The sequence below is a fragment of the Shinella sp. genome, from assembly GCF_035998705.1.
In the GTDB taxonomy this organism is placed as follows: Bacteria; Pseudomonadota; Alphaproteobacteria; order Rhizobiales; family Rhizobiaceae; genus Shinella.
Map to the genome: position 1 here is coordinate 48,107 of NZ_DASYHH010000024.1, position 21,350 is coordinate 69,456.

22 protein-coding genes are annotated in these 21,350 nt (G+C 66.3%); 6 read left to right on the forward strand and 16 right to left on the reverse strand.

Annotated features, from left to right (window positions below; all coding sequences use genetic code 11):
* Positions 1-174: 174 nt before the first annotated feature.
* Genes VGN93_RS20970 through VGN93_RS20985 form a run of 4 tightly spaced genes read right to left on the reverse strand, consistent with a single transcriptional unit; the run spans position 175 to position 3,729 of the window.
* Positions 175-873 (reverse strand): ABC transporter ATP-binding protein, encoded by a 699-nt coding sequence (locus tag VGN93_RS20970; protein ID WP_327508978.1) that lies wholly within the window; start codon positions 871-873, stop codon positions 175-177.
* Complete coding sequence (locus VGN93_RS20975; protein WP_327508979.1) at positions 866-1,657, reverse strand: ABC transporter ATP-binding protein; 792 nt, start codon at positions 1,655-1,657, stop codon at positions 866-868. Before VGN93_RS20975 ends, VGN93_RS20970 begins: the two co-directional genes overlap by 8 nt.
* A complete protein-coding gene (locus tag VGN93_RS20980; RefSeq protein ID WP_327508980.1) occupies positions 1,654-2,817 on the reverse strand; it encodes a branched-chain amino acid ABC transporter permease in 1,164 nt (387 codons plus the stop codon). The genes VGN93_RS20975 and VGN93_RS20980 overlap by 4 nt, the downstream gene beginning before the upstream one ends.
* Positions 2,818-2,820: 3 nt before the next feature.
* Positions 2,821-3,729, reverse strand: coding sequence for a branched-chain amino acid ABC transporter permease (locus VGN93_RS20985; RefSeq protein ID WP_319316121.1), 909 nt, complete (start codon positions 3,727-3,729; stop codon positions 2,821-2,823).
* A gap of 287 nt (positions 3,730-4,016) precedes the next feature.
* On the opposite strand from VGN93_RS20985, the gene VGN93_RS20990 reads away from it, so the two are divergent.
* The 4 genes from VGN93_RS20990 to argE all read left to right on the forward strand — a co-directional run bounded on the left by VGN93_RS20990 (position 4,017) and on the right by argE (position 7,862).
* Positions 4,017-5,153, forward strand: a complete 1,137-nt coding sequence (locus VGN93_RS20990) for a branched-chain amino acid ABC transporter substrate-binding protein (RefSeq protein WP_327508981.1) — start codon at positions 4,017-4,019, stop codon at positions 5,151-5,153.
* 73 nt (positions 5,154-5,226) lie between these two features.
* Entirely contained in the window at positions 5,227-5,649 is a 423-nt protein-coding gene (locus VGN93_RS20995) for a RidA family protein (RefSeq protein WP_319316115.1), read from the forward strand.
* 10 nt (positions 5,650-5,659) lie between these two features.
* The gene (locus tag VGN93_RS21000; protein ID WP_327508982.1) at positions 5,660-6,337 is read left to right on the forward strand and encodes a DUF1028 domain-containing protein; all 678 of its coding nucleotides are present in this window, start codon (positions 5,660-5,662) and stop codon (positions 6,335-6,337) included.
* Positions 6,338-6,695: 358 nt separating this feature from the next.
* A complete protein-coding gene (gene argE / locus VGN93_RS21005) occupies positions 6,696-7,862 on the forward strand; it encodes an acetylornithine deacetylase (RefSeq protein ID WP_327508983.1) in 1,167 nt (388 codons plus the stop codon).
* Here argE and VGN93_RS21010 read toward each other — a convergent pair whose 3' ends face one another.
* The 10 genes from VGN93_RS21010 to VGN93_RS21055 form a co-directional block, all read right to left on the reverse strand.
* On the reverse strand, positions 7,863-8,618 hold the full coding sequence (locus VGN93_RS21010; protein ID WP_327508984.1) for an SDR family NAD(P)-dependent oxidoreductase: 756 nt from the start codon (positions 8,616-8,618) through the stop codon (positions 7,863-7,865). It abuts the gene before it with no gap.
* A gap of 16 nt (positions 8,619-8,634) precedes the next feature.
* Positions 8,635-9,387, reverse strand: coding sequence for an SDR family oxidoreductase (locus VGN93_RS21015; protein WP_327508985.1), 753 nt, complete (start codon positions 9,385-9,387; stop codon positions 8,635-8,637).
* A gap of 8 nt (positions 9,388-9,395) precedes the next feature.
* On the reverse strand, positions 9,396-10,430 hold the full coding sequence (locus VGN93_RS21020) for a proline racemase family protein (protein ID WP_327508986.1): 1,035 nt from the start codon (positions 10,428-10,430) through the stop codon (positions 9,396-9,398).
* 11 nt (positions 10,431-10,441) lie between these two features.
* Positions 10,442-11,917, reverse strand: a complete 1,476-nt coding sequence (locus VGN93_RS21025; RefSeq protein WP_327508987.1) for an aldehyde dehydrogenase family protein — start codon at positions 11,915-11,917, stop codon at positions 10,442-10,444.
* An 11-nt stretch (positions 11,918-11,928) separates the two neighbouring features.
* Complete coding sequence (locus VGN93_RS21030; RefSeq protein ID WP_327508988.1) at positions 11,929-13,167, reverse strand: FAD-binding oxidoreductase; 1,239 nt, start codon at positions 13,165-13,167, stop codon at positions 11,929-11,931.
* A gap of 127 nt (positions 13,168-13,294) precedes the next feature.
* Positions 13,295-14,170: a dihydrodipicolinate synthase family protein gene (locus VGN93_RS21035; RefSeq protein ID WP_327508989.1), complete on the reverse strand. Its 876-nt coding sequence runs from the start codon at positions 14,168-14,170 to the stop codon at positions 13,295-13,297.
* A gap of 10 nt (positions 14,171-14,180) precedes the next feature.
* The gene (locus VGN93_RS21040; protein ID WP_327508990.1) at positions 14,181-14,846 is read right to left on the reverse strand and encodes an amino acid ABC transporter permease; all 666 of its coding nucleotides are present in this window, start codon (positions 14,844-14,846) and stop codon (positions 14,181-14,183) included.
* A 10-nt stretch (positions 14,847-14,856) separates the two neighbouring features.
* Positions 14,857-15,519, reverse strand: a complete 663-nt coding sequence (locus VGN93_RS21045; protein WP_319316089.1) for an amino acid ABC transporter permease — start codon at positions 15,517-15,519, stop codon at positions 14,857-14,859.
* Positions 15,520-15,528: 9 nt separating this feature from the next.
* Complete coding sequence (locus VGN93_RS21050) at positions 15,529-16,305, reverse strand: amino acid ABC transporter ATP-binding protein (RefSeq protein ID WP_327508991.1); 777 nt, start codon at positions 16,303-16,305, stop codon at positions 15,529-15,531.
* 226 nt (positions 16,306-16,531) lie between these two features.
* Entirely contained in the window at positions 16,532-17,365 is an 834-nt protein-coding gene (locus tag VGN93_RS21055) for a substrate-binding periplasmic protein (protein ID WP_327508992.1), read from the reverse strand.
* A gap of 200 nt (positions 17,366-17,565) precedes the next feature.
* Between VGN93_RS21055 and VGN93_RS21060 the strand changes: the two genes are divergently transcribed.
* Together VGN93_RS21060 and VGN93_RS21065 are read left to right on the forward strand one after the other, a co-directional pair.
* Positions 17,566-18,285 (forward strand): GntR family transcriptional regulator, encoded by a 720-nt coding sequence (locus tag VGN93_RS21060; protein WP_327508993.1) that lies wholly within the window; start codon positions 17,566-17,568, stop codon positions 18,283-18,285.
* 3 nt (positions 18,286-18,288) lie between these two features.
* Positions 18,289-19,071, forward strand: coding sequence for a pyrroline-5-carboxylate reductase (locus tag VGN93_RS21065; RefSeq protein ID WP_327508994.1), 783 nt, complete (start codon positions 18,289-18,291; stop codon positions 19,069-19,071).
* Positions 19,072-19,100: 29 nt separating this feature from the next.
* Here VGN93_RS21065 and VGN93_RS21070 read toward each other — a convergent pair whose 3' ends face one another.
* Complete coding sequence (locus VGN93_RS21070) at positions 19,101-20,081, reverse strand: acyltransferase (protein WP_327508995.1); 981 nt, start codon at positions 20,079-20,081, stop codon at positions 19,101-19,103.
* The gene (locus tag VGN93_RS21075) at positions 20,078-21,343 is read right to left on the reverse strand and encodes an O-antigen ligase (protein WP_327508996.1); all 1,266 of its coding nucleotides are present in this window, start codon (positions 21,341-21,343) and stop codon (positions 20,078-20,080) included. The genes VGN93_RS21070 and VGN93_RS21075 overlap by 4 nt, the downstream gene beginning before the upstream one ends.
* Positions 21,344-21,350: the final 7 nt, after the last annotated feature.

Consider the following 21,350-nt stretch of genomic DNA (forward strand, 5'->3'; position numbering starts at 1 on the left):
AACACCCCCCTCTGGCCTGCCGGCCATCTCCCCCTCAAGGGGGGAGATCGGCAAGAAGCGGCAACCTCGCTCAAACTGCTCCGTCGAAGATGGGCGAAACGGTGCTCCATCCAATCTCCCCCCTTGAGGGGGAGATGGCCGGCAGGCCAGAGGGGGGTGCCTTCACCCCGCCTCTCACAAATACATATGCTTGATCGTATCGTCCGCCAGCATCTGCTCGCGCGACCCCTCGACCGCGATCTGCCCCCGCACCAGCAGATAACCGCGGTCCGAAATCGACAGCGCCTTCTCCGCATTCTGCTCGATCAGCAGCACCGTCCTGCCCTCGGCATGGATGCGCGCCACCGTCTCGAAATATTCGTCGATCAGCTTCGGCGACAGGCCGAGCGAGGGCTCGTCCATCACCAGCAGTTCCGGATCGCCGATCAGCGCGCGGGCGAGCGCCACCATGGCCTGCTCGCCGCCCGACATGGTGCGCGCCTGCTGGGCGATGCGCTCCTTCACGCGGGGGAAGAGGTCGTAGATCACCTCCAGCCGCTCGCCGAAGGACGCCTTGCAGTTGGAGGCGTCGTAGCCAAGCTTCAGGTTTTCGCGCACGGTGAGCGAGGGAAACAGCTTTCGCCCTTCCGGCACGAAGCCGACGCCGAGGCTCCCGAGATTTTCCGTGCCGGTGCGGGCGACGTCCGCACCCAATATCGAAACCGAACCGCCATCGAGCGGCAGCAGGCCGGCGAGCGCCTTGAAGGTCGTCGACTTGCCGGCGCCATTCGGGCCGAGCAGGCAGACCAGTTCGCCCTTGCGCACGGAAAGCGAGACGCCGCGCAGCATGGAGACCTGCCCGTAGGAGGTGCTGATGGCCTTCAGTTCAAGCATCTTCCACCGCCTTCTGGCCGAGATAGGCCTGCTGCACGCGCGGCAGCAGCCGCACCTCGGCGAATTTGCCGTGCGCGATCTTCTTGCCGTAATCGATGACGACGACATCCTGCGGCAGTTCCGCCACCAGCCGCATGTCATGTTCGATGATCAGGAAGGACAGGCCGGGGTTCTCCGCCATGACGCGGCGGATATCGGCCATCAGGTCGGCCGTGTCGCGGTCGTCCATGCCGGAGGAGGGCTCGTCGAGCAGGATGAGCTTCGGCTTCGAGGCGAGCGCGCGGGCGATCTCCAGCCGCCGCCGGTCGGCCTGCGGCAGGATGCCGGCGGGCTCGTGGCGGCGGGCGAAAAGCTCGTCGGACAGGCTTTTCAGGATGCGGCCTGCCTCTTCGGCGCAGCCGGCAAGTTCGCGGCGGGCGCGACCGGGCATCAGCAGCGCGGTCAAGACGCCGGTCCTGGTGCGCGAATGCATGCCGATCATCACATTGTCGAGGATCGGCAGGTCCTCGAAGAGGCGGGAGGACTGGAAGGTGCGGGCGATGCCCCTGGCCGCCACCTGATGGGCGGGAAGGCCGGTAATATCCTCGCCGTTCAGCGCGACCGTGCCGGCGGTCGGCTTGTAGATGCCGGTGATCAGGTTGAACAGCGTGGATTTGCCCGCGCCGTTCGGCCCGATGATGCAGGTGATATGCGCGGCCGGCAGGTCGAAATTGACGTCGTCGACGGCCACCAGGCCGCCGAAGCGGATGCCGAGGCCACGCAGCGAAAGCAGCGGCTCTGTCATGAATGGGCTCCGTAATGGCGCGGGCGCTGCGGGAAGAGGCCCTTGGGCCGCAGCACCAGGAACAGGATCACCACGACCGAGACGAAGAGCAGGCGGTAATCGGAGAAGATGCGCAGCTTTTCCGGCAGCAGCGTCAAGAGGAACGCGCCGACGATCACCCCGAACGTGTTGTCCATGCCGCCGACGATGACCATGGTCATGATCGTCACCGAGACGAGGAAGGTAAAGTTGTCGGGCGAGATATAGGAGACGTAGAAGGCGTAGATCGTGCCGGCGAAGGCCGCGAGGAAGGCATCCACCGCGAAGGCGAGGATCTTGTACCAGGCGACGTTGATGCCCTGGCAGCGCGCCGCCAGCTCATCGGCGCGGATGGCGTTCCAGGCAAGCCCGATGCGGCTTTCGTGCAGGCGCTTGGCGGACAGGATGGCAAGGCCGAGCAGCGAGACGGCGAGATAGTAGAAATTCGCCTGCGAGGGCAGCCGCAAGCCGAAGACGACGATCGGCTGCATGAAGGAATGGCCGAAGAGGCTGGGGGCCGGGATGCCGACCAGGCCGTTCGGACCGCCGGTCCAGCTGAGATTGTTCAGCATCTGGTGGATGACGATGCCGAAGGCGATGGTGACAAGCGCCAGATAGCTGTCGCGCGCCCGCATGGAGGGGATGCCGAGCAGGAAGCCGAAGGCGGTGGCGACGAGGGCTGCGGCCGGCAGCGTCGCCCAGAGCGACAGGCCGAAATGGATGGCGAGCAGCGCGGACGTATAGGCGCCGATGCCGTAGGTGGCGCCGGTCGCGAAATTCGGGATATTGGCGGAGCCGAGCTGGAAATTCAGCGCCAGCGCCAGCACCGAATAGAGCAGCGCGATGATGACGAGATGCAGCGCATAGGTATTGGCGCCGAGGAAGAACGGGTAGGCCAGCACGATGACGATGCCGATGACGGTCGCCATCTGGCGCTTGGCGCGGAAGGCGGAGACGATCGTCTCCTCGAGGGCGGGGCGGACCTGGATGAGCGCGAAGGCGCCGCCCATGATGGCGAAGAGGGCGAGCACCAGAAGCGTCGCCTCCGCCGTCAGCAGCGCCCAGAGCAGGGCGGCGCCGACGATTTCGGCAAGCACGACGATGACGGCCGGCGGCAGCGCGGGGATGGCAGGGCTGGACATGCGCTAGACCTTTTCGACGACGGTTTTGCCGAGCAGCCCCGAGGGGCGCACGCAGAGCATCAGGATGACCAGCAGGAAGACGAAGACCAGCCGGTAGGAGGCGCCGTCCGTCATGTTGGCCTGCACCAGCGCCTCGATGCCGGCAATGGCGAGCGACCCGAGGATCGCCCCGCTCATCGAGCCGAGCCCGCCGATGACCGCCGCCGAAAAGCCGATGAGGCCGAGCTGCACGCCGAAATCGAAGCGCACGACGCCGGCATGGCTGGCGAAGAACAGCGCGCCGAGCGCACCCACGGCGGAGGCGAGGAAGAAGGTGAAGGCGAAGACGCGCTCCGGGAAGATACCCATCAGGCGCGCAGTCTCGCGGTCTTCGGCGACGGCGCGGATGCGGGTGCCGATCGGCGTCTTTTGCAGCAGCACATACATCAGCACGACGACGGCGACCGAGGTGACGATGATCAGGACCGGCTGCATCGGCAGCTGGGCGCCAGCCAGAGAGAGCGTGCCCTCGACGATCCCCGGAAACGCCTTCGGGTTCGAGCCCTGCGGATAGATCGCGCGGATCAGTTCCCGCACCACGGTGCCGAGCGCCACGGTCGCCACCAGCGCCATCATGGCCGGCGAGCGGCGGAAGCGGCGGATCACCAGCCTGTCCGCACCGATGCCGACGAGGCCGGTGGCGGCAATCGCCAGCACCAGCGCCACCACCATGGCGCCGGGCCCGCCGAGGGCTGCGAGCAGCGCCTGGAGCACCGCCAGCGCCACGAAGGGCGCCACCATGGAGACGTCGCCATGGGAGAAGTGGATGACGTTGAGCAGGCCGAAGAGCAGGCTGAAGCCGATCGCGACCAAAGTGTAGATGCTGCCCAATACCATCCAATTCATGAGGTACTGGACGAGAAGGCTATCCATGGCGGCCTCTCCCGGTTGGTGACTGTTCCCGATTTTGCGGCGGAGGATGCAAGAACGAAGCCGGCGGGTAAATTGAAAAGACGCAAATCCGGCATAGCTTTTTCCGAAGCACAGGCTCAGCAAAAACGACTTTAAGAGGCCGCCCGCCCGACGCTAAGGTCCTGCCAAAAGAACGACGGCACGAAACGTGCTGGAAGACATTTCGCCAAGCGAAATCAGCATCTTCCAACGGGAACAATATATATCCGCGCGATCCCGCGCGGGCAGCTCATCATGGAGAGGTTTTGATGGCCCATTTCACACTCAGCCGCCGCGCAGCCCTTGCGGGGCTCCTGCTTTCGACGCTCGCCTTCGCGGCCCCCGCGCATGCCGACAAGGCCAAGGTGAAGCTCGGCTTCCTCGGTCCGCTTTCCGGCGGCAATGCGCAGCAGGGTCTCGGCGCCAAGAACGGCTTCCTGCTCGCCATCGAACAGGCGAATGCCAAGGCGGACGGCAAGTACGAATTCGAGGGCGTGGTGCTCGACGATGCGTCCGATCCGCAGACCGGCGTTTCGGCCGCGATGAAGCTCGTCAACGACCCCGACGTGGTGGCGGCAACGGGACACTGGAACTCGCCGGTGGCGCTCGCCACCATGCCGGTCTTCGCCCGCTTCCAGACGCCGCTCGTCATCTGGGGCGCCATCTCGCCCGCCATCACCCAGCAGAACCTGCCGGAAGTGACGCGCGTCACCCCGACGCTGCTCACCGAAAACAAGCCGCTCTCCGAATGGGCCGTCAAGACGCTCGGCGCCAAGCGCATCGCGATCGTCGCCGACACCTCCGATTTCGGCAAGGCGAATGCCGATGCGGTTACCACCTTCGTGCCGGAAGCGGGCGGCGAGATCGTCTCCACCGATCTGCTGCCGGTCGGCTCGACGGATTTCCGCACCATCCTGACGGCGCTGAAATCCAAGAACATCGACGCGATCTATTTCGGCGGCGTCATCACGGAGGCCGGCATCCTCGCCAAGCAGATGAAGGAAGTCGGCCTCGACAAGCCGATGCTCGGCACGTCGGGCATGTACGACCCGGAATTCATCGCCGTTGCGGGCGACGCGGCGCAGGCGGCCATCGTCTCCTATCCGGCCGCCGCCGTCACCGACAACCTGAAGAAGCTCGACGCCGACTATGCGGCGCGCGGCTTTGCGGAAGCGGCAAGCCCCTATACCAAATATGCCTTCGACGCGGCGAACGTGCTGATCCAGGCGATCGACGAAGTGGGCACCGAGGACAAGACGGCGATCTCCGCGGCGATCCGCAAGATCAAGCATGAGGGCGCCACCGGCACGATCACCTTCGACGAAAACGGCCAGACGCAGACGCCGGTCGAAATCGAGTTGAAGACCGTGCGCGACGGCGCCTGGACGGACTACAAGGCGAACTGATCGCCATTTTCGAACCTCCACGCCTCCGCCTGACCGGCGGGGGCGTCTCCATCCGTTTCTCAAGGAGAAAACCATGCCCGTGCACACCCGCATCCGCCCGTTCAACACCAAGGAAACCTATCCGGAGCAGAAGCTGAACAACGACCTCTGCCAGGCGGTGGTGGCGAAGGGTGCGACGGTTTTCGTGCGTGGGCAGATCGCGCAGGATCTCGATACGCGTGAAAGCCTGCATATCGGCGATGCCGGCGCGCAGGCCCGCAAGGCGATGGAAAACATCAAGATGCTGCTGGAAGAGGCGGGCTCCGACCTCAGCCATATCTGCCGCGTCGTCGTCTATCTCATCGATATCCGCTATCGTGAGGCCGTCTATACCGAGATGGGCAAGTATCTCCAGGGCGTCTTCCCGGTTTCCACCGGCCTTGTCGTCTCCGCGCTCGCCCGGCCGGAATGGCTGGTCGAGATCGAAGCGACCGCCGTCATCCCCGACGAAGGCTGAGGAGGGTAGCATGACCTTTTCCGTCTCCGGCCGCTGCACTGAGACCGGCATGTTCGGCATTGCCGTTTCCTCCTCCTCGCCGAGCGTCGCGGCACGCTGCGCCCATGTGCGCGCCGGCGTCGGCGCCGTCTCGACGCAGAACATCACCGACCCCCGCCTCGGCCCGAAGGGGCTGGACCTGATGGCCGGCGGGCTCTCCGCCGAGGCCGCGCTGGAACGGCTGATCGCCGAGGCCCCGCATATCGAATACCGCCAGCTCGCGCTGATCGATGCCCAGGGAGGCACCGCCGCCTATTCCGGCGCAAAAACGCTCGGCACGCATGCGACGGCCCGCGGCGCCAATGTGGTGACAGCTGGCAACATGCTGACGACGACAGACATTCCGCAGGCGATGGTCGAGGCCTTCGAGGCCGGCCGCGGACACCATCTCGGCGACCGCCTGATCGCCGCCATGCGCGCGGCCATCGCCGCGGGCGGCGAGGAAGGGCCGGTGCATTCCATGGGCCTCGTCATGGTCGACAAGGTGTCGTGGAACGTCGCGGACCTGCGCGTCGACTGGACGGAGGGCGACCCGATCGAGGAATGCGCGGCTTTGTGGGAACGCTGGCGCAACGAGATGGACGCCTATGTGACGCGCGCGCTGAACCCGAGCGGAGCGCCGCGTTATGGGGTGCCGGGGGATCTTTGAGCGGTTGAAGCGCTGCGGCACCCGCCAACTGATCTCCCCCCTTGTGGGGGAGACGTCGGCGAAGCCGACAGAGGGGGGTGGCGACGGCGCGTCCAAATCAGCCGTCCGAGGATCCGGATGCGGCGCAGCACCCCCCTCTGCCCTGCCGGGCATCTCCCCCTCAAGGGGGGAGATTGGATGGAGCACCGTTTCGCCAATCTTCAACGTCGCAGTTGAGCATTGTCCTTCCATCTTGCCAATCTCCCCCCTTGAGGGGGAGATGCCCGGCAGGGCAGAGGGGGGGCTCCCTCGATACTCCGCGGCAAGGGCATTGATCGATCGACATGCTATCCTACCCACCATGAAAGTCGACGGCCACATGATCCCATCCACCCCGGAAATCCTCGCCCGCCTCATCGCCGAGCCGACCATTTCGCGTACCTCCAACCTCGCGCTGCTGGACTACGTGGAAGCCCTGCTCGCCCCCGCTGGTGCACGCATCGAGCGGTTTGCCCATCCGGATGGCAGCCGAGCCAATCTCTGGGCGACGATCGGGCCTGAGGGATCGGGGGGAGTGGTGCTTTCGGGGCATACGGATGTCGTGCCGGTCGAGGGGCAGGACTGGAGCGGCGATCCGTTCACGCTGGTCGAGCGGGACGGCCGGTTCTATGGCCGTGGCGCGGCGGATATGAAGGGGTTTGTTGCCGCGGCACTGAGAGCCGCCCTCCTTGCCGCGTCGCGCCCGCTGAAGGTGCCGCTGCATCTGGCGCTGTCCTATGACGAGGAAATCGGCTGCATCGGCGTGCGCGGCCTGATCGAGGCGCTGGCGGCGCGGCCGGAGCGGCCGGCACTCTGCATCGTCGGCGAGCCGACCGGCATGCGCATCGCCACCGGCCACAAGGGCAAGCTGGCGCTAAAGGCCTGCTGCCACGGGCAGGAGGGACACTCCGCGCTGGCGCCCAATGCGCTGAACGCGCTCCATCTCGGCGCCGCCTTCGTCACCGCGCTGCAGGCGCGGCAGGAGGATTTGGCGTTCAGGGGCGCGCGCGACGCCGATTACGACATCCCCTATTCCACTATCCATGCCGGCATGATGCGCGGCGGCACGGCGCTCAACATCGTGCCGAACCGCTGCGAGATCGACTTCGAAATCCGCAACATTGCCGAGGACGACCCGTTGAAAATCCTCGAAGGCATAACGGCCGACGCCGAAACCATCGCGGCGCCCTACCGCAACCGTTTCCCGATGGCCTGTATCGAGATCGAGCCGGTCTCCGGCTATCCGGGCCTCGCCACCGCCGCTGACGCCCCGGCCGTGCGCCTGCTAAGCCGCATCCTCGATCACGACGACCCGACGCTGAAGGTCGCCTTCGGCACGGAGGGCGGGCTGTTCCACGAGACGCTCGGCATCTCCACCGCCGTCTGCGGCCCCGGCTTCATGGACCAGGGCCACAAGCCCGAGGAATTCGTCAGCGCCGAACAGCTTTCCCGCTGCGACGCCATGCTCGCCCGGCTTATTGACGTGCTGGAGGCCGGCGACCTCTGATTAAGCGACGGCCTGGGCCCCGGTGATCTCGACCAGAGAGCCGCAGATGAACGCGGCTTCGTCGGAGGCGAGGAAGGCGACGAGGGCTGCGACCTCCTCCGGCTTGCCGATGCGGCCGAAGGGCACCAGCCTGTCGAGATCGGCGATGGTGCGGCCGGAACGCCTGACGCCCGCCTCCAGCATCGGCGTGTGGATTTCGCCCGGGCAGACGGCATTGACGCGCACCTTGTCCGGCGCGTAGTCGCGGGCGAGGTTCTGCGTGAAGGCGGCGACGGCCGCCTTGGTCGTGTTATAGGCGATGTGGTTGGGTGCCGGATAGAGGCCCCATTGCGAGGCGGTGTTGACGATGGCGCCGCCGCCGGCCGCAATCATGTGCGGCAGCACGGCGCGGCAGAGATGGAACATCGAATCGAGATTGACGGCAAAACTCACGGCCCAGTCCTCGTCCGAAAGGGACAGGAGATTGCCGCGCCGGTTGATGCCGGCATTGTTGACCAGCACGTCGATCCGGTCCGCGAGCCCCAGCGCCTGTTCGACGAGGCCGAAGCAGGCGTCCTTCTGCGCGATGTCGGCGGCGATCGCCACCGCCTTGCCGCCGGCGGCTTCGATCTCGCCGGCCACCGTGGCCGCTCCCTCGCGGTTGACATCTGTCACCACGACCAGCGCGCCCTCCTCCGCCAGCCGCCGCGCGATGGCCGAGCCGATGCCGCCGCCGGCACCCGTGACGACGGCGACCTTGTTGTCGAAACGCTTCATGAAAAACCCTCCAAGATTACCGGATATAGCTGCCGCCGTTGACATCGAGCGTCGCGCCGTTGAGCGAGGCCTGCGAGGGGCGCAGCACGAAGGCGACGAGCTCGGCCACCGCCTGCGGCGATGCCATCTCGCCGATCGGGATATCGGCCACCGCGGCCTGTTTGCCATGGGTGGCGATGAAATCCTCCGCCATGTCGGTGCGCACCCAGCCCGGCGCGATCGCCACGGCCGTCACGCCATCGGCGCCAAAACTGCGGGCGATGGATTTCGTGAGGTTGACGAGCGCCGCCTTGCTGGCGCCGTAGGGCATGGCATCCGCCGCATAACCGCGCTGCCCGGCCCGGCTCGCCATGGTGACGATGCGCCCGCCGCCCGCGACCTTGAAGTGCCGGATCGCCTGCTTGCAGAGATCGGCGGCGGCGAAGAGATTGACCTGGAACTCCCGCTGCCACGCCGCCTTCCAGTCCTCGGGCGAGGCCTCGATGGAGATTTCCGTGCGGACGCCGGCATTGTTGACGAGGCCATGGATGCGGCCTGCCGCCGCGACGGCCTTCGCCCACAGGTCGAACGGACCATCCGCGGCGGAAAGATCGGCCTGCACGACAAACCCGTTGCCGCCGATCTCCGCCAGCAGGGTTTCGGCACCCGTCTCGTCCCGTCCGTAATGGATGATCGGCCGCGCACCCTCCGCCGCGAGGCGTTTGACGATGGCGGCGCCGATGCCGCCAGAGGCGCCGGTGACGAGGATGGTCTGCCCCTGCAGGTCCATGAAAACTCCTATTTCAAAAGGCCGACCTGCGGCCCCCATGTATCGGACAGCGCAAACCCGGTGGCGAAGGGATCCTCCCCGTCGAGGCGCAGCTGAGAGCGGCCATAGACATAACCGCGCCCGGTGATGCGCGGCAGCACGGCGCGGCGCCCGCCGATCTCGGTCTCGCCGATCGCCTCGGCGCGGAATTCGCCGCCGATGATGGAGCGCGAGATCCGCGCATCGCCGACCGACACCTCGCCACGGGCGAAAAGCACCGCAAGGTTGGCGGAGCTGCCGGTGCCGCAGGGTGAACGATCGACGCGGCCCGGCTGGAGCGTGGTGCAGGTGCGCACAGCGCCGTCCGGTTCCCGGTCGCGGAACATGACATAGGCGATCTCGTCCACGCCAGGCAGCGTCGGGTGCTGCACCTTCATACGCTCGGCAAGCAGTTGCTTAAGCGCGATGCCGGCTTCGGCGAGCGTGCGGGCGTTTTCCGGGGCGATGGTCAGGCCGATCTGCCCGACATCGACCAGCGCATAATAGACGCCGCCGAAGGCGATATCGAGCTTGATGCGGCCCCAGGCCGGCGTGTCGATGTCGTGGTCCAGCAATTCGGCAAAACTCGGCACATTGTCGAGGCTGACGGAAAGGCAGCGCCCACCCTCGCACCGTGCCCGCGCCACGATCAGCCCGGCGGGCGTATCGAGCCGCACCAGGGTCTCCGGCTCCCGCATCGCTACCCGGCCGCTTTCCAGCAACGCGGTGACGACGCAGATGCAATTGCTGCCGGACATCGGATGCGCCCGGTCCGCCTGCAACACGATGAAGCCGGAATCCGCATCCGGCCGCGTCGGCGCGGTGATGAGGTTCACCGACATGGCGACATTGGCGCGCGGCTCGAAGGTGACGAAGCGGCGCAGGCTGTCGTCCACCGTGTTGATGTGGTTCATCTTGTCGAGCATGGTCGCGCCCGGAATGTCCGGCGCACCGCCGACGAGGACATGGCCGAGTTCGCCCTGGCAATGCACGAGCAGCAGGTCGAGGGATTTTTCGAAATGCATGGCGCCGGCTCCTACTTGATGTACCAGCCCCAGGGGTCTTCGCTGACGTAGCGGGTGATCTGCTTGACCTCCAGATAGTTATCGAGACCCCAGCGGCCGAGCTCTCGGCCGATGCCGGATTCCTTGTAGCCGCCCCAGGGCGCCTCGGTGAACGTCGGCTGCGAGCAGTTGATCCAGACGATGCCGGCGCGAAACGCCTTGGCGACGCGCTCGGCCCGCGCATCGTCCGCCGACATGACGGCGGCGGCGAGGCCGAAGCGGCTGTCATTGGCAATCGCGATCGCCTCCTCTTCCGTCTCGAAGGCGCGCAGGCAGACGACCGGGCCGAAGATTTCCTCCACCCAGGCGGCGCTGTCGAGCGGCACGTCGGTGAGGATCGTCGGGCGGAGATAATAGCCCTTGTCGAACCCTTTTGGCCGCGTGCCGCCGCAGGCAACCGTGGCGCCCGCCGCCCGTGCCGCCGCGATGGCGGCGATGACCTGGTCGTGCTGCTTCTTGGAGACGAGCGGGCCGAGCAGCACGCCCTCGTCGAGGCCGTTGCCGATGGTGATCCTGTTCGTCTCTTCGATCAGCCGGGCCAGCAGTTTGTCATAGATGCCCGCCTGTACCAGCACGCGCGAGGTGGCCGAGCAGACCTGCCCCTGGTTCCAGAAGATGCCGAACAGGATCCATTCGACGGCCTTGTCGATATCGGCATCGTCGAAGACCACGAAGGGCGACTTGCCGCCGAGTTCCAGGCTGACGCGCTTGATGTCGCGCGCGGCGGCGGCCATGATCTTCGAGCCGACCGGACCGGAGCCGGTGAAGGCGAGCTTGTCGACGCCTTTGTGGTCGATGATGGCCTGTCCGGCAACGGAGCCCGCGCCGGTGACCACGTTCAGCACGCCGGGCGGCAGGCCCGCCGCGTCGGCGATGGCGGCGAGTTCCAGCGCGGTGAGCGAGGTGACTTCGGCGGGTTTCAGCACCACGGTGCAGCCGGCGGCAAGCGCCGGTGCGACCTTCCACGAGGCCATCAGCAGCGGGTAGTTCCACGGGATGATGGCGCCGGTGACGCCGATCGGTTCCTTGACCGCCCTGGAGGTGAAGCGGTCGTCGGCAAGCGCGATCGTTTCTTCCGGATGGCTGTCGAGCTGTTCGGCGAGGCCGGCGTAGAAATCGAAGCAGCCGGCGGCATCGGCGATGTCCCAGTCGGCTTCCGGGAAGGGTTTGCCGTTGTCGAGCACCTCGAGGCGGGCGATCTCGGCCTGCCGGGCGCGGATGCCGTTCGCGATGGCGCGCAGGTATCTGGCGCGCTCGGTGCCCGTCTTCTGCGGCCAGCCGCCCGTGTCGAAGGCGCGGCGGGCGGCCTTGACGGCGGCGTCGACATCCGTGGCGGTGGCGGCGGCAATATGGTGGATGACCTCCTCCGTCGCCGGATTGATGACCTCGAAGGTTTCGCCGTTGGAGGCGGGTTTCCACGTGCCGTCGATATAGAGTTCGCTGCGCATGAAAAGTCCTTTCAGAAACGGTCGATGCGGTAGGGCTTGAGAGCGACGGGCGGGGCCGCTCCGGTCATGAGATCGGCAATCAGCCGGGCGGTCGTGGCGGCATAGGTGAGGCCGAGATGGCCGTGGCCGGTGGCGTAGACGACATTTTTGCGCGTCGCCGAAGGGCCGATGACGGGGACCGTATCGGGCAGCGCCGGGCGGTGGCCCATCCATTCGCGCGTCTGTTCGGCCTTGAGATCCGGCAAGGCCTCCTTCGCCCGCTTCACCAGCACTTTGGCGCGGCGGTAGTCCGGGGGCGCATCGAGGCCGGCCATCTCCACCGTGCCGCCGACGCGAATGCCGCCGGCCGTCGGCGTCACCATGAAGGCGCGGGCGGGCCAGATGATGGAGTGGCGCATGGCAATGCCGGGCGCCATGATCTGCGTGTGATAACCGCGCTCGGTTTCGAGCGGGATCGGCTCGCCGAGCAGTTTCGACAGACGCCCGGTAAAGGCGCCGGCCGCCAGCACCACGCGGTCCGTCGTCAGCCGGCGGCCATCGGCAAGCCGGAGCGCCGAGACGCGGTCCTCCCCTTCCTCGAAGCCCACGACCTCGCCGGTCTCGATGATGCCGCCGAGCGCCTGGAATTTTTCCGCAAGCGCCGCCACCAACTTATAGGGGTCGGCCACCGAACGGTTGTCGGGGAAGAGCACGGCCTTGGCGATGTTCGTCGTCAGGGCCGGCTCAAGGTCGCGGATGGCGTTGCCGCCGAGGATTTCGTGGCGGAAGCCGAAACGTTCGAGGATTTCGATATGCGCGCGGTCGGCGCGGAATTCTCCCTCGTCGGCATAGAGGCTGAGGCAGCCCTCGGCGCTCAGCATGTGGGTGAGGCCGGTTTCCGTCAGCAGGGCGTTGAGGTCTTCAAGAGCACGAGCGCAGAGGGCGGCGCCGGCCGCCTCCAGCTCGCGCAGTTTCGAGGGGCGGCTGGCGGCGAGGAAGCGCAGAAACCACGGCACGAGTTTCGGCATATAAGCGGGGCGGATGCGCACCGGGCCTTCCGGATCGAGCAGCCATTTCGGCATCTGCGCCCAGACGCCCGGGCGCGAGGCGGGCATGAATTCGGTGACCGCGATGCTTGCCATGTTGCCGTAGGAAGCGCCCCGGCCCGGCGCGTCGCGGTCGACCAGCGTCACGGCGAGGCCGCGACGCTGGAGGGCATAGGCGATGGTCGTGCCGATAATGCCGGCGCCGACGACGGCGATGGATGACACGGGGGTTCCTCCTGCGCTCGGTCTCGTAGAGCATTTCCAGTGAACCCCGGTTCACCGGAAATGCTCTAGGTTTTGTTTTTGCCGCATTATCCGATGCCGAAGCGGTGCCGCTTCGGCTGGAAATGCTCTAGTTGAGGATCGGCGCGATGGCCGCGCGGAAATCGGCCTTTTCCTGCGCGGTCAGTTCGCCGAGCGGCGCGCGGCAGGTGCCGACGGGCGTGCCCTGGAGCTCGCAGCCATACTTGATCTTCTGCACGAACTTGCCGCTCTCCAGGATGTTCATGGCGCGGTAGAGCACCGTCATCTTGTCGCGCGCGGCGGCGAGGTCGCCGGAGCGGAAGGTGCGGTCGAGATCGACGCAGGCCTCGGCCATGCAGTTTGCCGGGCCGCAGATCCAGCAATCGGCGCCCCAGAACATGAAGTCGAGCGCGATATCGTCCGAGCCGGAGATGAGGTCGATGCGGCCCTTGTAGCGGGCGTGGATATCGACCGCGCGTTGCAGCACGCCGGAGCTTTCCTTGATGGCTATGACGCGCGGATCGTCGGCCAGCGCATCCATCAGCTCGAAGCCGATCTCGATGCCGTCCTTCGGCGGGTAATTGTACATCACCAGGTTGACGTCGGCGGCGTCGAGCACCGCGCGGTAATGGGCGAGAAGCTCGTCCTGCGTCGGGCGAGTGTAGAAGGGGGTGGCGAGCAGCACGGTGTCGTAGCCGATTTCCTTGGCGCGCAAGGTGTTCTCGATGACCTCGCGCGTGGCGGGCGCATTGGTGCCGGCGATCAGCGCCTCACCCTCGTTGGCGAAATCCTTGACGAATGTCAGCACGTCCTCGCGCTCCTCGTTCGACATGGAGAAATATTCGCCGGTCGAGCCGAGCGGCACCCAGCCGGTGACGCCGGCGGCGCGAAGGTTGGTGAGGTGTTTTTCGAAGGCCTTGAAGTCGACGCGGTCGTTGGCATCGAAGGGGGTGACGAGGGCGGGCATGACGCCGGACAGTTTCATGGTCTTTCTCCTAGATGGCGAGTTTCTTGAGGATACGGCCTTCGATGAGCGTGACGGCGCGCGTCAGCGGGAAGGCGATGGCGAAATAGATGAGCGCGACGATGGTCAGCACCTCGACGGGGCGGGCCGTGTTGTTGGAAATGTTCTGGCCGACGAACATCAGGTCGGCCATGCCGACGGCCGAGACGAGCGCGCTTTCCTTGAACAGGCTGACGCAGTTGGACAGCAGTGTGGGAACGGCGCGCAGCACCGCCTGCGGCAGGATGACGTTGACGATCTGCGCCCGGCGCGGCAGGCCGAGCGCGACGCAGGCGTCGCGCTGTTCGCGGCCGATGGATTTCAGCGAGGCGCGGAAGGTCTCGCTGGTGATGGCGCCCATATAGAGCGTCAGCGCGATGACGCCGGAGGCGAGGTTGGAAAGTTCAACGCCGAGGATCAGCGGCAGGCAGAAGAAGATCCAGAACAGCTGGATCAGCACCGGCGTGCCGCGGAAGAATTCGACATAGACGCTCGCAATGGCGCGCAGGATGATGCTCGGCGCGGTGCGCGCGAGACCGACGAAAAAGCCGAGCGTGCAGCCGAGCACCATGCAGATCAGCGTCAGCTTGACCGTCGTCCAGAGGCCGAGCGCCAGCGCTTCCTGGAAGCGCAGTAGGACGGAGAAATCGAGCGCCATGGTCTTTCTCCTAGCTCGTCAGGATCTGGCGGCGGCGTTCGAGCCAGCCGACGACCTGGGTGACGGGAAACGACACGGCGAAGTAAATGAGCGCCGCGATGGTGAAGGTCTCGATCGGCCGGTAGGTCTCGGTGGCCAGCGACTTCGCCTGGTACATCAGATCCTGCACGGCGACGATGGCGACGAGCGCGCTCTGCTGGAAGATGACGATGCCGTTGGTGAGCAGCACCGGAATGGAGGCGCGCAGCGCGTTCGGCAGCACGATATGGACCACGCGCTGGAAGGGATTGAGGCCGAGCGCGATGCCGGCGTCGAGCTGCTCGCGCGGCACCGCCTGGATGGAGGCGCGGTAGGCCTCGGCGTTGAAGGCCATGAGGTTGAGGCCGAGCGCCAGGATGCCCATCGTCATCGAGCCGAGGAAGACGTTGAACAGCATGGGCACGCAGTAGAAGAACCAGACGATCTGGACGATCGCCGGCGTGCAGCGGAAGAACTCGACGAAGAGCGTCGCCGGCCAGCGGATGACGGCCACGCGGCTCATCAGGAGCAGTGCCAGCGGGAAGCCGAGGATCACGCCGATGAGATTGGCGGCGATCGTCAGCTCCAGTGTCACGACCAGCCCCTCGATCAGGGGCCTAAGCGATACGGCGTTGAAATCGAACGTATAGTTCACGGCCCGCCCCTACTGCTTGATGTGGAAGACGCGGTCGATGAATTCGCGCGTGCGCTCCTCGCGCGGCGCCGACAGCACCTGCTCGGGTGGCCCGTCCTCCACCACGACACCGCCGGCGCAAAAAATCACGCGCGAGGCGATGTTCCTGGCAAACCACATGTCGTGGGTGACGATCATCATCGGCATGTCCTGCCGGGCGAGCTGGAGGATGACCTGCTCGACTTCCGCGACGAGTTCCGGATCGAGCGCCGACGTGACCTCGTCGAACAGCATCAGCTTCGGATCGAGCATCAGCGCGCGGGCGATGGCGACGCGCTGCTTCTGGCCGCCGGAAAGCTGCGCGGGGAAGGCGTTCGCCTTGGCCGCGAGGCCGAAGCGCTCCAGCAGGGCGAGTGCGCGCTGCGTGGCGCTCGCCTTCTTCTCGCCGCGCACCTTGCAGGGTGCGAGCACGAGGTTCTGGATGACGCTCAGATGCGGGAACAGCGTGTAGTGCTGGAACACCATGCCGATCGAGCGGCGCACCTCGGTGTCGATCAGCGTCTTCGCATCCGTGCCGGCGGATGAAATATAGGGCTTGCCACCGAAGGTGATGGCGCCGCTGTCGATCTGCTCAAGCCCCATCATGACGCGCAGCAACGTCGACTTGCCGCCGCCGGAGGGGCCGATGACGACGACGCGCTCCCCGGGCTTCATCTCGATATCGAGACCCTTCAGCACCTGGATATGCGGGCCGAAACTCTTGTGCAGCGAGCGGATGGAAACGAGCGGAACAGATGCGGACGTCATGACATGCCTCCCTGATGGGGCTTCCTGTGAACGGGAGGAAAAGCCCGCGGCTACCCCCCCTCTGCCGGGCATCTCCCCCTCAAGGGGGGAGATCGACTCGTGGTGCCGCCCTGCCCCGTCGCGAAGGGTGCTTTTCGAGCCGGGTCCTCGCCCTTTGCCAATCTCCCCCCTTTGAGGGGGAGATGCCCGGCAGGGCAGAGGGGGGTCCGATGCGGGCGGAGGCGGTTTACTGCGCGGCCTTCAGCACGTCGTCGACGGCCTTCCGGATCAGCGCGTCCACGTGGCCGGTGGCGACCCGTTCCTCGAGGAAGATGTTGACCACCTCGACATCGGAGGCCGCGAGCTGGTGCGGCAGGCCGAAGGCGACGCCCTGTTTAGCGAGCGCCGGCGTCGGGTTGAGCGCGACGGCCCAATCGGGGTTCGACTGGGTGAAGAGCTGGTTGGTGTCGGACGCATCGACCAGGATATCGGCGCGGCGCGAGACGACGGCAAGCCGCGTCTCGTCATTGCCGGGCAGGCGCAGGATCGTCGCGTTCTTGATGGCCGCGGAGATCGCCTTGTCCTGCGCGGTGCCGGACATGACGGCGAGCGTGACGTCGGCCTTGTCGATATCGGCGACCGAGACGGCGCCGGCCGGGATCTTCGGATTTTCCTTGTTGTAGGCGAGCGAGATCTGGTACTCCATCGCGGGAATGGAGAACTGCACGGCCATGGCGCGCGCCGCGGTGCGGTTCAGCGCCAGCGACACGTCCCATTTGCCGGCCTGGAGGCCCGCGACGATGTTGTCCCAGGTCGTGTCGACGAATTCGGGCTTGACCTTCAGCACGTCGGCGAGCTCGCGGCAAAGGTCCGCATAGAAGCCGGAATATTCGCCGCTGGCCGGATCGCGCATCACATAGGGCGGCGCGACGGCGGCGCCGCAGCGCAGCGTGCCGTTCTTCTGCACGGTCTGCCAATATCCTTCGGCGGTCTCAGCCGAGGCGGTGGTGGTCGAAAGGCCTGCCACAAGGGCGAGCGCCGCCGTCGCCCGCAGCGCGGACGTCATCCAGTTCGAAAGCATGTGCAATCCCCATTTTTGAGCGCGTGTTCGCGCGGTTCCACCCGTCGGCTGCGGCCGTCTTTTTGGTCTTTTTCTGTCGGCTCCGTGTCGACTGACAAATTTATGTCGTCACCGTGTCGACAAAGTCAAGCGGAAATTTTACGATTGCTGTGCCGTCGGTTTTCTGGCCCAATGGCCGCGGAATACGGAAAGGGACGTAAGTGTCTGACGAAATTGAAATGAAACGGGTGCGCGGCACCGGCTGGAAAAACGTCTACGACACGCTGCGCACGGAAATCCTCGCGCTGGCGCTGCCGCCGGGCCAGTTGCTCGACGAGACGACGCTGGCCGAGCGGTTCGACATGTCGCGGTCCCCCGTGCGCGAGGCGCTGATCCGGCTGGCCGGCGAGGACCTGGTGGTGACGTTGTCGAACCGCAGCACCATCGTCGCGCCGATCGAGGTGGCGAGCTTTCCGAAATATGTCGAGGCACTCGACGTCGCCCAGCGCATGAACACGCGGCTGGCCGCGGCCCTGCGCACCGATGCGGACCTGAAGATCATTGCCAAGCGGCAGAAGGAATTCGAGGCGGCGGTGAAGACCGGCCAGCACCTGAAGATGTCGGAGGCCAACAAGCAGTTCCACATGGCCGTCGCCTATGCCGGCAAGAACGCCTATCTCGCCGCCTTCTACGAGCGGCTCCTCAACCAGGGCCAGCGCATGCTGCACCTGCATTTCGAATATCTCGAGCGCACCGGCGACGGCTACCTGCTCACCGACGAGCACGACGCCATGCTGGAGGCGATCCGGGCGAAGAATGTCGAGCTTGCCGATGAGCTGGCGCATGCCCATACGCGGCAATTCCAGGATAATTTCATCGCGTTCCTGCGCGAAAACTACACGACCGACGTGTCCTTCGGGCCCCTTGCTGCAGCGGAATAAAAGATGTCCCTCCCCCAGAAAATCGGCTTCATCGGCACCGGCGCCATCACCGACGCCATGGTGCGCGGCCTGCTCGCAAAACCCGCCGCCGTGCCGCATGTCATGGTGTCCATGCGCAGCGCCGACATTTCGGCGGCCCTTGCCGCGGATTTCCCCGCCGTGCTCGTCGCCGGCGACAACCAGGCGATCGTCGACGGCTGCGACACGGTGGTGCTGGCGATCCGGCCGCAGATCGCCGAGGAGGTCATCCGCCCGCTGCGCTTTCGCGACGGGCAGGGCGTGATCAGTCTCGTGGCGGCGACGGGCCGGCCGGCGCTGCTCGACTGGATCGGCGCGGATGTGCGCCTCACCCAGGCGGTCCCGCTGCCCTTCGTCGCGCGGCGCAAGGGCGTCACCGCGGTCTATCCGCCGGATCCGGCGACCGCTGCGCTGTTCAACGTGCTCGGCAATGCCGTCGAATGCGACACCAAGGAGGAATATGACCTGCTGGCCGCCGCAAGCGCGCTGATGGCCACCTATTTCGGCCTGATGCAGCGCACGACCGACTGGCTTGCGGCAAAGGGCCTGCCGGAGGAGAAGGGCCGCGCCTATCTCGCCCCCCTCTTCGCCGAACTCGGCCAGACCGCCGTCGCGGCGGGCGCGGGCACGGCCTTCATCGACCTCAGCCACGAATTCGCCACCAAGGGCGGCCTCAACGAGCAGGTCTTCCGCCATTTCGACGAGAGTGGCGGATCGCAGGCGCTGGCCGAGGCGCTCGACCGCGTCTATGCGCGCATTTCGGGATAGGACAGCTGCCTGTCCGAACAAGGTGCGTTTTAAACGGCGATCTTCGCCACTCTGCCGGCTTTGCCGGCCGGGCGCTCGATGAGCACGTAGCCGCATAGGCCGACCAGCGTGCCGACGGCGATCGACGTGACGAAGACGAGCGGCGGGGGAAGGCCGAGCATGCCCCCTGCCTTGGCCGCGACGGAGATTGCGAATGTGTGCCAGAGATAGATCGAGTAGGACGCGTCGCCGAGCAGCGCCGGAACTCTGAAACGCGCGATCGGCCCGTGTTTTTCCAGCGCCACGGTGCCGTAGACGAGGGCGATGGCGAGCGGGCCGCAGGTCCATTCGTCGAAGGGCAGGCGCAGGATGGCGATCGCGGCGAAGCCCGCTAGCGCCGTGCCGATGAGGGCGAGCGACACGGCCCGGTTCGGCACCCGGCCGGCGAGCGAGAGCCGGCCGATCAGCATGCCGGCGACGAATTCCAGGATGATCGGGCGCGTGTAGGTGAGGAAGAGCGGGTTGTCGCTCTCGACTGCGAAGCCGACCACGACGAGCGCGAGGAAGACCGTCGCCATCACCGGCAGCCGCAGGCGGGCGGGCAGCAGCAGGCAAATGGCGAAGACGGCGTAGAAGAACATTTCGTAGTTGAGCGTCCAGCCCTGCACGAGCACCGGCCAGATCTCGCCGCTGCTCGGCGAGCGCCACGGCACGAAGAACAGCGATGCGGCAACGTGGCTCACCGTCAGCACCAGATTGGGAAACAGGCCGGCCAGCGCGCCCGCCACCATGACGGCGGTCGCCAGCCAGTAGACCGGCACGATGCGGCGGATGCGGTCCGCCAGGAAGCGGCCGGGCGAGACCGGGCGGCGCGCGACGATCACCCACATGATGAAGCCGCTGATGACGAAGAACACGTCGACGCCGGCAGCACCGATGGCGAAGGCATAACCGCTGCGCTCGGCCGCGTGAAACACGACGACCGCAAGCGCTGCGAAGGCGCGCAGATACTGGATGCCGTAGAGCGTCATGCGGGTGCGGCCCGGCGGCGGCGGAGTGCGGGGCGGCGGTTCGCTGCGACGCTGCGTCGGGAATCGGCCAGCTTGCCGGCGGCGAAATAGAGCAGGAACGAGCCGACGTGATAGGGGTTGAGGATATCGATCTCCACGAAGGTGCGCACGGCCAGCAGCGCCGTGACCGTGAAGAGCACCAGCGCCTCCAGATCATGCGCGGTTGAGAGCAGCCGGCGCAGGTGGCCGGCCATGGTGACGAGGAGCACCATGGTCAGCAGCAGGCAGCCGATCAGTCCCGTCTCGACGGTGGCGGCGATGAAGGTGTTGTGGAAGTGGAAGCCGCTGCGGGTGCCGATGAAGAAGGCATCCCACAGCCGTTCGGCTTCCGCAAAACCCTGCACCCAGAAGGCCTGGTAGCCGAGGCCGACGGCGGGCGCCTGGTGCGCCGCCTCGATGCCCTGCTGCCAGAGATAGGTGCGGCCGGTGAGCGTCGCATCCTTGCCGAAGGCGCCGAGCACCATCTCGTATCCGCCGCCATAGGCGCCGGCGATGACGGCAAGCACGGCGGCGACGGCAAGTGCCAGAAACAGCGTCTTGCGTTGTTTCGGCGCCAGCATTTCCAGCGCGCGCAGCGCCAGGCACAGGCCGGCAATGGCGACGGTGGTGAGAACCGACGTCGCCGATTGCGAGGCCTTCAGGCAATAGAGCGCGATCAGCACCGCGCCGCCTGCCCCGAGCCGCCAGATGCCCCGCTCCGCCCCGAGGAAGAGTGCGGCGAAGGCGAAGAGCACGGCGAGCGAGGCATAGAAGCCGAGCTGGTTCTTCGACGCGAAGGCGCCGACGAAACTGTAGGTGCCGTCGAGCGGATCGAGATGGTAGACGCCGAAGGCCAGCGAGAAGAGCAGCACCAGCCCGGTGCCGATGAGCCCGCCGCGCACCAGCGTGCGGGTATCGACGACGCGCATGGCGATCAGCGCGCAGACGACATGCGAGAGATATTGCAGCCCGGCGCGCGCGCTGACGCCGGGTGCCTGCGACCAGAAGACCGAGAGACAGGCGAAAATCGCGAAGGCGAAGATCCAGGCATAACGCGTGTAGTTGCCGAGCACGCGCCGGTAATCGACGACGACGAGCGGCAACCACAGCGCATAATAGGCGAGGATCGAGACCTGCCCGAAGCGGAACGAATAGGCGAAGACGAAGAACGACAAGGCGACGGCGGTCGCGGCATAGGCCTCGTTGCCGACGGGTCCGATCAGGCGTGCCTTGGCGATCTTCACGAGCGCC